At 56.4% G+C, this 11,117-nt stretch carries 8 protein-coding genes; all 8 read left to right on the forward strand.

Annotated features, from left to right (window positions below):
* Positions 1-32 precede the first annotated feature (32 nt).
* Positions 33-2,849 carry an isoleucine--tRNA ligase gene (ileS, locus tag ACOQH0_RS03415; RefSeq protein WP_421511540.1) on the forward strand — a complete coding sequence of 939 codons (2,817 nt, stop codon included), beginning with the start codon at positions 33-35 and terminating at the stop codon, positions 2,847-2,849.
* Positions 2,849-3,349: a signal peptidase II gene (gene lspA, locus ACOQH0_RS03420; protein ID WP_010427058.1), complete on the forward strand. Its 501-nt coding sequence runs from the start codon at positions 2,849-2,851 to the stop codon at positions 3,347-3,349. The genes ileS and lspA overlap by 1 nt, the downstream gene beginning before the upstream one ends.
* Positions 3,350-3,467: 118 nt before the next feature.
* Entirely contained in the window at positions 3,468-3,917 is a 450-nt protein-coding gene (fkpB, locus tag ACOQH0_RS03425; RefSeq protein WP_015572634.1) for an FKBP-type peptidyl-prolyl cis-trans isomerase, read from the forward strand.
* Position 3,918: 1 nt separating this feature from the next.
* Positions 3,919-4,869, forward strand: a complete 951-nt coding sequence (gene ispH / locus ACOQH0_RS03430) for a 4-hydroxy-3-methylbut-2-enyl diphosphate reductase (RefSeq protein ID WP_010427054.1) — start codon at positions 3,919-3,921, stop codon at positions 4,867-4,869.
* Between the two features lie 205 nt (positions 4,870-5,074).
* A complete protein-coding gene (dapB, locus tag ACOQH0_RS03435; RefSeq protein WP_421511541.1) occupies positions 5,075-5,896 on the forward strand; it encodes a 4-hydroxy-tetrahydrodipicolinate reductase in 822 nt (273 codons plus the stop codon).
* A 454-nt stretch (positions 5,897-6,350) separates the two neighbouring features.
* Positions 6,351-7,499, forward strand: a complete 1,149-nt coding sequence (gene carA, locus ACOQH0_RS03440) for a glutamine-hydrolyzing carbamoyl-phosphate synthase small subunit (protein WP_421511542.1) — start codon at positions 6,351-6,353, stop codon at positions 7,497-7,499.
* Between the two features lie 18 nt (positions 7,500-7,517).
* The gene (carB, locus tag ACOQH0_RS03445; RefSeq protein ID WP_421511543.1) at positions 7,518-10,742 is read left to right on the forward strand and encodes a carbamoyl-phosphate synthase large subunit; all 3,225 of its coding nucleotides are present in this window, start codon (positions 7,518-7,520) and stop codon (positions 10,740-10,742) included.
* Between the two features lie 139 nt (positions 10,743-10,881).
* Positions 10,882-11,115 carry a YgdI/YgdR family lipoprotein gene (locus ACOQH0_RS03450; RefSeq protein WP_010427047.1) on the forward strand — a complete coding sequence of 78 codons (234 nt, stop codon included), beginning with the start codon at positions 10,882-10,884 and terminating at the stop codon, positions 11,113-11,115.
* Positions 11,116-11,117: the final 2 nt, after the last annotated feature.

An 11,117-nucleotide genomic window follows, 5' to 3' on the forward strand; every position in this document is an offset into this window, starting at 1 on the left:
GCCTACGTGATAAATACGGAACCGAGAATCTGATGAGTGACTATAAATCAACCCTGAATTTGCCGGAAACAGGGTTCCCGATGCGCGGCGATCTCGCCAAGCGTGAACCGGGAATGCTGGCGCGTTGGACCGATGATGACCTGTACGGCATCATTCGTGCAGCCAAAAAAGGCAAAAAAACCTTCATTCTGCATGATGGCCCTCCATATGCGAATGGCAGCATTCATATTGGTCACTCGGTTAACAAGATTCTGAAAGACATTATCGTGAAGTCCAAAGGCCTCACGGGATATGACTCGCCTTACGTTCCGGGCTGGGACTGCCACGGTCTGCCAATCGAGCTGAAAGTGGAGCAAGAGTTTGGCAAGCCGGGTGAGAAGTTCACCGCCGCCGAGTTCCGTGCGAAGTGCCGCGAATACGCCGCTACGCAGGTTGACGGTCAGCGCGCTGACTTCATCCGTCTGGGCGTGCTGGGCGACTGGTCGCACCCGTACCTGACCATGGACTTCAAAACCGAAGCCAACATTATTCGTGCGCTGGGTAAAATCATCGGTAACGGACACCTGCACAAAGGCGCGAAGCCGGTGCACTGGTGCGTGGACTGCCGCTCTGCGCTGGCAGAAGCGGAAGTGGAGTATTACGACAAAACCTCTCCATCTATCGACGTGGCGTTCCATGCCGTCGATCAGGATGCGGTGAAGGCTAAATTTGGCGTCTCCGCCGTTAACGGCCCGATCTCTCTGGTGATCTGGACCACCACCCCGTGGACACTCCCTGCGAACCGCGCGATCTCCCTGTCCGGTGAGTTCGAATACGCGCTGGTGCAGATTGACGGTCAGGCGGTTATCCTGGCGAAAGATCTGGTTGAAAGCGTGTTGAAACGCGCGCACATCGCCGACTACACCGTGCTGGGCACCGTGAAAGGCGACGCGCTGGAGTTGATGCGCTTCAAGCACCCGTTCCTGGACTTCGACGTTCCGGCGATCCTGGGCGACCACGTGACGCTGGAAGCGGGTACCGGTGCGGTACATACCGCCGGTGGCCACGGTCCTGACGACTACAACATCAGCCTTAAATACGGTCTGGAAATCGCTAACCCGGTTGGCCCGGACGGCTCTTACCTGCCAGGCACCTACCCGGCGCTGGACGGTATCAACGTCTTCAAAGCGAACGACATCATCGTTGACATGCTGCGCACCAGCGGCGCGCTTCTACACGTTGAAAAAATGCAGCACAGCTATCCGTGCTGCTGGCGCCACAAGTCGCCGATCATCTTCCGTGCGACCCCGCAGTGGTTCGTCAGCATGGATCAGAAAGGCCTGCGCGAGCAGTCTCTGAAAGAGATCAAAGGCGTGCAGTGGATCCCTGACTGGGGCCAGGCGCGTATCGAATCCATGGTGGCTAACCGTCCTGACTGGTGTATCTCCCGTCAGCGTACCTGGGGCGTGCCGATGTCTCTGTTCGTGCATAAAGAGACGCAGGAGCTGCACCCGAACACACTGGAACTGATGGAAGAAGTGGCGAAGCGCGTCGAAGTTGACGGCATTCAGGCGTGGTGGGATCTCGACTCGCGCGATATCCTGGGCGCTGACGCAGACAGCTACGAGAAAGTGCCGGATACCCTGGACGTGTGGTTCGACTCCGGGTCTACCCACTCCTCCGTGGTTGATGTGCGTCCTGAGTTTGCCGGTCACGCTGCCGACATGTATCTGGAAGGCTCTGACCAACACCGCGGCTGGTTCATGTCATCCCTGATGATCTCCACCGCCATGAAGGGTAAAGCACCTTACCGCCAGGTACTGACTCACGGCTTCACCGTGGATGGTCAGGGACGTAAAATGTCCAAGTCCATCGGTAACACCGTTTCTCCGCAGGATGTGATGAACAAACTGGGCGCAGACATTCTGCGTCTGTGGGTGGCATCCACCGATTACACCGGCGAAATGGCGGTGTCTGACGAGATCCTGAAACGTGCTGCCGACAGCTATCGTCGTATCCGTAACACCGCGCGCTTCCTGCTGGCGAACCTGAACGGGTTTGATCCGGCAAAAGATATGGTGAAACCGGAAGAGATGGTCGTACTGGACCGCTGGGCGGTGGGCTGCGCGAAAGCGGCGCAGGACGATATCCTGAAAGCCTATGAGTCTTACGACTTCCACGAAGTGGTGCAGCGCCTGATGCGCTTCTGCTCCATTGAGATGGGCTCGTTCTACCTCGACATCATCAAAGACCGCCAGTACACCGCGAAAGCGGACAGCGTGGCGCGTCGTAGCTGCCAGACCGCGCTGTTCCACATTGCAGAAGCGCTGGTGCGCTGGATGGCACCGATCATGTCCTTCACCGCGGATGAAATCTGGGGCTACCTGCCGGGCGATCGTGAGAAGTATGTCTTCACGGGCGAGTGGTACGAAGGTCTGTTCGATCTCTCCAGCACTGAAGCAATGAACGACGCCTTCTGGGACGAGCTGCTGAAAGTGCGCGGCGAAGTGAACAAGGTTATCGAGCAGGCGCGTGCTGACAAGAAAGTCGGTGGCTCTCTGGAAGCGGCAGTGACCCTGTACGCGGAACCGGAGCTGGCGGCAAAACTGACCGCGCTGGGCGATGAATTACGATTTGTCCTGTTGACCTCCGGTGCGAAAGTTGCGGATTATGCCGACGCTACTGCTGATGCTCAGCAGAGTGAATTGCTCAAAGGCCTGAAAGTCGCACTGAGCAAAGCCGACGGTGAGAAATGCCCGCGTTGCTGGCATTACACCACCGATGTTGGCCAGGTGGCGGAACACGCAGACATCTGCGGACGCTGTGTAAGCAACGTCGCCGGTGACGGCGAAAAACGTAAGTTTGCCTGATGAGTAAAACTCTCTGTTCAACAGGACTGCGCTGGCTGTGGCTGGTTGTGGTGGTGCTGATTATCGATCTGGGCAGCAAGTTCCTGATCCTCCAGAATTTTGCTCTGGGGGATACGGTTCCGCTGTTCCCGTCGCTTAACCTGCACTACGCCCGCAACTACGGCGCGGCGTTCAGTTTCCTTGCCGACAGCGGTGGCTGGCAGCGCTGGTTCTTCGCGGGTATCGCTCTCGGTATCTGCGTGATCCTGGCGGTGCTGATGTACCGCTCGAAGGCCACGCAAAAGCTGAATAACATCGCCTACGCGCTGATCATTGGCGGCGCGCTGGGTAACCTGTTTGACCGCCTGTGGCACGGCTTTGTGGTCGATATGATCGACTTCTACGTCGGCGACTGGCACTTCGCGACCTTTAACCTGGCCGATACGGCAATTTGTATCGGTGCGGCGTTAATCGTGCTGGAAGGCTTCCTGCCGAAACCGGCGGCGAAAGAGCAGGTGTAACAAAACCAGCCGGGTGACGCGTAGCGATCCCGGCTTACCGAATATGCCGACACTTGTAGGCCGGGATCGCTACGCGTCACCCGGCACACAGGCGAGACACCATTAAAGAGCAATGTGTATGTCTAAATCCGTACAGAGCAACAGCGCGGTTCTCGTTCACTTCACGCTGAAGCTGGATGACGGCTCCACGGCTGAATCCACCCGCAATAACGGCAAACCGGCCCTGTTTCGTCTTGGCGATACCTCACTTTCTGAAGGTCTTGAGCAACAGCTTCTGGGTCTGAAAGAGGGCGAGAAAAAAGCGTTTTCGCTGGAGCCGGATGCGGCATTTGGCGTGCCAAGCCCGGACCTGATCCAGTATTTCTCGCGTCGTGAGTTCATGGACGCGGGTGAACCAGAAATCGGGGCGATTATGCTCTTTACTGCTATGGACGGCAGCGAAATGCCTGGCGTGATCCGCGAAATCAACGGCGATTCTATCACCGTCGATTTCAACCATCCGCTTGCCGGGCGTACCGTTCATTTTGATGTCGAAGTGCTGGAGATCGATCCGGCACTGGAGGAGTAAAATGCAGATCCTGTTGGCTAACCCGCGCGGCTTCTGCGCCGGTGTAGACCGCGCTATCAGCATTGTTGAAAACGCGCTGGAGATTTACGGCGCGCCGATTTATGTGCGTCACGAAGTGGTGCATAACCGCTACGTGGTCGACAGCCTGCGCGAGCGCGGCGCAATCTTTATTGAGCAGATCAGCGAAGTGCCGGACGGTGCGATCCTGATCTTCTCCGCGCACGGCGTCTCTCAGGCGGTACGCAACGAGGCGAAAAGCCGCGATCTGACCGTATTCGATGCCACCTGTCCGCTGGTGACAAAAGTGCATATGGAAGTGGCGCGCGCCAGCCGTCGTGGTGAAGAGTCGATTCTGATTGGCCATGCAGGTCATCCGGAAGTCGAAGGCACCATGGGACAGTACAGCAACCCGGAAGGGGGGATGTATCTGGTCGAGTCGCCTGAAGATGTCTTTACGCTGAACGTGAAAAACGAAGCGCGACTGTCGTTTATGACCCAGACCACGCTCTCCGTAGACGATACCTCTGACGTGATTGACGCCCTGCGCCAGCGCTTCCCGAAAATCGTCGGGCCGCGTAAGGATGACATCTGCTACGCCACCACTAACCGTCAGGAAGCAGTGCGTGCGCTGGCTGAACAGGCGGACGTGGTGCTGGTCGTCGGCTCCAAAAACTCCTCTAACTCTAACCGTCTGGCCGAACTGGCGCAGCGGATGGGGAAAGCGGCGTTTCTGATTGACGATGCGACGGACATTCAGGAAGCGTGGGTCAAAAATGCGGCCTGCGTTGGCGTTACCGCAGGCGCTTCCGCGCCGGATATCCTGGTGCAGAACGTGATTACCCGTCTGCAGGAGCTGGGCGGTGGCGACGCGGTTCCGCTGGAAGGGCGCGAAGAGAACATCGTGTTTGAAGTTCCGAAAGAACTGCGAATTGATGCCCGCGAAGTGGAATAATCCCTCTTCTGATGAAAGGCCAGCACCTCCTGTGCTGGCCTTTTTTTTACCCGTTACTTTATCGTGACCACAAAATCATGTCTTTTACTGATATTTAAGTCGGTTTCACGTTAAATTCTAATTATCGGTGTTTTCAGTTGGCAGCCTCAGCGAAGGCTGGTTAATCTGAAAACGGTTTACATCATTTTAACGTAAGAGAATAACTATGCATGATGCACAGATCCGTGTCGCTATTGCGGGCGCGGGTGGACGTATGGGCCGTCAGCTGATTCAGGCGGCGCTACAGATGGATGGTGTGGCACTTGGCGCGGCGCTGGAACGTGCAGGTTCGTCACTACTTGGCACCGATGCGGGTGAGTTGGCGGGCGCAGGCCACACGGGCGTAACCGTGCAGAGCAGCCTGGAGGCGGTAAAAGATGACTTTGACGTGTTCATCGATTTCACGCGCCCTGAAGGCACATTGAATCACCTGGCGTTTTGCCGTCAGAACGGTAAAGGGATGGTGATTGGTACTACCGGTTTTGACGACGCGGGTAAACAAGCCATTCAGGAGGCATCAAACGAGATTGCGATCGTCTTCGCTGCCAACTTTAGCGTAGGCGTTAACGTGATGCTGAAGCTGCTGGAAAAGGCGGCGAAAGTGATGGGCGACTATACCGACATTGAGATTGTTGAAGCGCATCACCGCTATAAAGTCGACGCGCCATCAGGTACGGCGCTGGCAATGGGCGAAGCGATTGCTTATGCAATGGATAAAGACTTAAAAGACATCGCGGTCTATTCTCGCGAAGGTCATACGGGCGAACGCGTTCCGGGAACCATTGGTTTCGCAACTGTGCGAGCAGGCGATATCGTCGGCGAACATACCGCGATGTTCGCCGATATCGGCGAACGCGTAGAGATCACGCATAAGGCATCTAGCCGAATGACATTTGCAAATGGCGCAGTTCGCTCCGCGTTGTGGTTGAAAGGCAAGCGTAATGGTCTTTTTGATATGCGAGATGTACTCGATCTCAACAATTTGTAAGCATTATTACCCATCGTGATGTGGTTATTGCAGTCGTAATGTATTGATTGCATAGGGCAATAATTTATTGCCCTTTTATTTTAACTTCTTTGTTAGTGTTATTCTGTTAAAGCCTTAAAACAATATCTCTTCTCTCTGTTTTACGTTGCGCAATTGTAAATTTTGACCATATGGTCCACTTTTTATTACCCCGCGCACGAAATTCCCATTAAACTTACCGCGCAAGCGTTTTCCAGAATGATTTGCCTGATCTTTTTGCCCGTTAAATCGCATTCCAGCCGCCAGGCTCGCAAAAGAATAAACAAAATATCCGTTTTGAGTTGACTTTTACCCACCAAATCCCCAGAATGCCGCCGTTTGCCAAAAATCCGCTGGCAACACATTTGCATTGATTTATGACGTGGTTGTGAATTAATATGCAAATAAAGTGAGTGAATATTCTCTGGAGGGTGTTTTGATTAAGTCAGCGCTATTGGTTCTGGAAGACGGAACCCAGTTTATCGGTCGGGCCATAGGGGCAACAGGTTCGGCGGTTGGGGAAGTCGTTTTCAATACTTCAATGACCGGTTATCAAGAAATCCTCACTGATCCTTCCTATTCTCGCCAAATCGTTACTCTTACTTATCCTCATATCGGCAATGTCGGCACCAATGCTGCTGACGAAGAATCTTCTCAGGTACATGCGCAAGGCCTGGTCATCCGCGACCTGCCGCTGATTGCCGGCAACTTCCGCAATACCGAAGACCTCTCTTCTTACCTGAAGCGCCATAACATTGTGGCGATTGCCGATATCGATACCCGTAAGTTAACGCGTCTGCTGCGCGAGAAGGGTGCACAGAACGGTTGTATCATCGCGGGTGACAACCTCGATGCGACGCTGGCGCTGGAAAAAGCGAAAGCCTTCCCGGGCCTGAACGGCATGGACCTGGCGAAAGAAGTGACTACCGCTGAGGCCTACAGCTGGACGCAGGGTAGCTGGACGCTTGAAGGCGACCTGCCGGAAGCGAAAAAAGAGAGCGAGCTGCCGTTCCACGTGGTGGCCTACGATTTCGGTGCCAAGCGCAACATCCTGCGCATGTTGGTTGACCGCGGCTGCCGCCTGACGGTGGTGCCGGCACAAACGTCTGCCGAAGACGTGCTGAAGATGAATCCGGACGGTATTTTCCTGTCCAACGGTCCTGGTGACCCGGCGCCGTGCGATTACGCCATCGCCGCCATCAAGTCCTTCCTGGAAACCGACATCCCGGTATTCGGCATCTGCCTTGGCCATCAGCTGCTGGCGCTGGCGAGCGGTGCGAACACCGTTAAGATGAAGTTCGGCCACCACGGTGGTAACCACCCGGTGAAGGACATCGATAACAACACGGTGATGATCACCGCGCAGAACCACGGCTTTGCCGTCGATGAAGCCTCTATGCCGGCTAACCTGCGCGTGACCCATAAGTCGCTGTTCGATGGCACCCTTCAGGGCATTCATCGTACCGATAAGCCAGCGTTCAGCTTCCAGGGCCACCCTGAAGCCAGCCCGGGCCCACACGACGCCGCGCCGCTGTTCGATCACTTCATCGAACTTATCGAGCAATACCGTAAGACCGCTAAATAATCAGGAGCCGAGAAGACAATGCCAAAACGTACAGACATAAAAAGCATCCTGATCCTTGGCGCTGGCCCGATCGTCATCGGCCAGGCCTGCGAATTCGATTACTCCGGCGCGCAGGCGTGTAAAGCCCTGCGTGAAGAGGGTTACCGCGTTATCCTGGTGAACTCTAACCCGGCGACCATCATGACCGACCCGGAAATGGCTGATGCAACTTACATCGAGCCGATTAACTGGGAAGTGGTGCGTAAAATCATCGAGAAAGAGCGTCCGGACGCGGTGCTGCCAACCATGGGCGGCCAGACGGCGCTGAACTGCGCGCTGGAGCTGGAGCGTCAGGGCGTGCTGGCCGAGTTCGGCGTGACCATGATTGGCGCGACAGCCGACGCGATTGATAAAGCAGAAGACCGTCGCCGCTTCGACGTGGCAATGAAGAAAATCGGCCTCGACACCGCGCGTTCCGGTATCGCACACAACATGGAAGAAGCGCTGGCCGTCGCGGCTGACGTGGGCTATCCGTGCATCATTCGTCCATCCTTCACCATGGGCGGCACCGGCGGCGGTATCGCCTACAACCGCGAAGAGTTCGAAGAGATTTGCGAACGCGGTCTGGATCTCTCCCCAACCAAAGAGCTGCTGATTGATGAATCGCTGATTGGCTGGAAAGAGTACGAGATGGAAGTGGTGCGTGATAAAAACGACAACTGCATCATCGTCTGCTCCATCGAAAACTTCGATGCGATGGGTATCCACACCGGTGACTCCATCACCGTTGCGCCAGCCCAGACCCTGACCGACAAAGAGTATCAAATCATGCGTAACGCCTCGATGGCGGTACTGCGTGAAATCGGCGTGGAAACCGGCGGTTCTAACGTACAGTTCTCCGTGAACCCGAAAACCGGCCGTCTGATTGTTATCGAAATGAACCCGCGCGTGTCCCGTTCCTCCGCGCTGGCCTCTAAAGCGACCGGCTTCCCGATTGCGAAAGTGGCGGCGAAACTGGCGGTGGGTTATACCCTCGACGAGCTGATGAACGACATCACCGGTGGCCGCACGCCTGCCTCCTTTGAACCGTCCATCGACTACGTTGTGACCAAAATTCCTCGCTTTAACTTCGAGAAATTTGCGGGCGCGAACGACCGTCTGACCACCCAAATGAAATCTGTCGGTGAAGTGATGGCGATTGGCCGCACGCAGCAGGAATCCCTGCAGAAAGCGCTGCGCGGCCTCGAAGTGGGCGCGACCGGCTTCGACCCGAAAGTGAGCCTGGACGACCCGGAAGCGCTGACCAAAATCCGCCGCGAGCTGAAAGACGCAGGCGCAGAACGTATCTGGTACATCGCCGATGCCTTCCGTGCGGGCCTGTCCGTCGACGGCGTGTTCAACCTGACCAACATCGACCGCTGGTTCCTGGTGCAGATTGAAGAGCTGGTGCGTCTGGAAGAACAGGTCGCTGAGCTGGGCATCACCGGTCTGGACGCTGACTTCCTGCGCGTGCTGAAGCGTAAAGGCTTCGCCGATGCGCGTCTGGCTAAGCTGGCGGGCGTACGTGAAGCGGAAATCCGCAAGCTGCGCGACCAGTACGACCTGCACCCGGTCTACAAGCGCGTGGACACCTGTGCGGCAGAGTTCTCAACTGACACCGCCTACATGTACTCCACCTATGAAGACGAGTGCGAAGCGAATCCGTCCGTCGACCGCGACAAGATTATGGTGCTGGGTGGCGGTCCAAACCGTATCGGCCAGGGCATTGAGTTCGACTACTGCTGCGTGCACGCCTCCCTGGCGCTGCGTGAAGACGGTTACGAGACCATCATGGTCAACTGTAACCCGGAAACCGTATCGACCGACTACGACACCTCTGACCGCCTCTACTTCGAGCCGGTGACGCTGGAAGACGTGCTGGAAATCGTGCGTATCGAGAAGCCAAAAGGCGTTATCGTGCAATACGGCGGCCAGACCCCGCTGAAACTGGCGCGCGCGCTGGAAGCAGCAGGCGTGCCGGTTATCGGCACCAGCCCGGACGCGATTGACCGTGCGGAAGACCGCGAGCGTTTCCAGCAGGCGGTTGACCGTCTGAAGCTGAAGCAGCCTGCGAACGCCACCGTGACCGCCATTGAAATGGCCGTTGAGAAGGCGAAAGACATAGGCTACCCGCTGGTGGTGCGTCCTTCCTACGTGCTGGGCGGCCGCGCGATGGAAATCGTCTACGACGAAGCCGACCTGCGCCGTTACTTCCAGACTGCAGTGAGCGTGTCGAACGATGCGCCAGTGCTGCTCGACCGCTTCCTCGACGACGCGGTAGAAGTGGACGTTGACGCCATCTGCGACGGCGAAATGGTGCTGATTGGCGGCATCATGGAGCACATCGAGCAGGCGGGCGTGCACTCCGGTGACTCCGCTTGTTCTCTGCCAGCGTACACCCTGAGCCAGGAGATTCAGGACGTGATGCGCCAGCAGGTGCAGAAGCTGGCCTTCGAGCTGCAGGTTCGCGGCCTGATGAACGTCCAGTTCGCGGTGAAAGACAACGAAGTCTACCTGATTGAAGTGAACCCGCGTGCGGCACGTACCGTACCGTTCGTCTCCAAAGCCACCGGCGTCCCGCTGGCGAAAGTGGCGGCGCGCGTGATGGCGGGCCAGACGCTGGCGCAGCAGGGTGTGACCAAAGAGATTATCCCACCGTACTACTCGGTGAAAGAAGTGGTGCTGCCGTTCAACAAATTCCCTGGCGTTGACCCGCTGTTAGGGCCAGAAATGCGCTCTACCGGGGAAGTGATGGGCGTGGGCCGCACCTTCGCAGAAGCGTTCGCGAAGGCGCAGCTGGGCAGTAGCTCCACCATGAGAAAATCAGGCCGTGCGCTGCTCTCCGTTCGCGAAGGCGACAAAGAGCGCGTGGTTGACCTGGCTGCCAAGCTGCTGAAACAGGGCTTCGAGCTGGATGCCACCCACGGTACGGCGATTGTGCTGGGTGAAGCCGGTATCAACCCGCGTCTGGTGAACAAGGTGCATGAAGGTCGTCCGCACATTCAGGACCGTATCAAGAATGGCGAATACACCTACATCATCAACACCACCGCAGGCCGCCAGGCGATTGAAGATTCCAAGCTGATTCGCCGCAGCGCGCTGCAGTACAAAGTGCACTACGACACCACCCTGAACGGCGGTTTCGCGACGGCCATGGCGCTGAACGCGGATGCCACCGAGAAGGTGATTTCAGTGCAGGAAATGCACGCGCAGATTAGCAAGTAAGTTCACATGCCCGGTGCCGTTCGGTTGCCGGGCATTCTCCCCATCTTCAGAACCTTCTGGTTTTTCATCCGCTTTCAGTCAGTTAGCCTAAAATGGTTAGGTCGATAACGAAATTCAACTGAGAGCAGGGGAAAACACCATGCAAAATAAATTACTGATCGCTTCCGTTCTGGCTGCCACTGCAATGTTTACCGTTGCGGGCTGTTCGTCTAATCAGGCAGTTAAAACCACCGACGGCCGCACCATCGTCACCGACGGCAAACCTCAGGTGGATGATGATACCGGTCTGGTGTCATATAAAAACGCCGAAACCGGTCAAACCGAGCAGATTAACCGCGACCAGGTGAAATCCATGGGTGAGCTGGATAACTAATT

The organism is Enterobacter sp. JS8-1 (assembly GCF_049187015.1).
Taxonomy (GTDB): Bacteria; Pseudomonadota; Gammaproteobacteria; order Enterobacterales; family Enterobacteriaceae; genus Enterobacter; species Enterobacter mori.

Coding starts and splice junctions, on each gene's coding strand:
- ileS (WP_421511540.1), top strand. CDS start 33: ATGAGTGACTATAAATCAACCCTGAATTTGCCGGAAACAGGGTTCCCG.
- lspA (WP_010427058.1), top strand. CDS start 2,849: ATGAGTAAAACTCTCTGTTCAACAGGACTGCGCTGGCTGTGGCTGGTT.
- fkpB (WP_015572634.1), top strand. CDS start 3,468: ATGTCTAAATCCGTACAGAGCAACAGCGCGGTTCTCGTTCACTTCACG.
- ispH (WP_010427054.1), top strand. CDS start 3,919: ATGCAGATCCTGTTGGCTAACCCGCGCGGCTTCTGCGCCGGTGTAGAC.
- dapB (WP_421511541.1), top strand. CDS start 5,075: ATGCATGATGCACAGATCCGTGTCGCTATTGCGGGCGCGGGTGGACGT.
- carB (WP_421511543.1), top strand. CDS start 7,518: ATGCCAAAACGTACAGACATAAAAAGCATCCTGATCCTTGGCGCTGGC.
- ACOQH0_RS03450 (WP_010427047.1), top strand. CDS start 10,882: ATGCAAAATAAATTACTGATCGCTTCCGTTCTGGCTGCCACTGCAATG.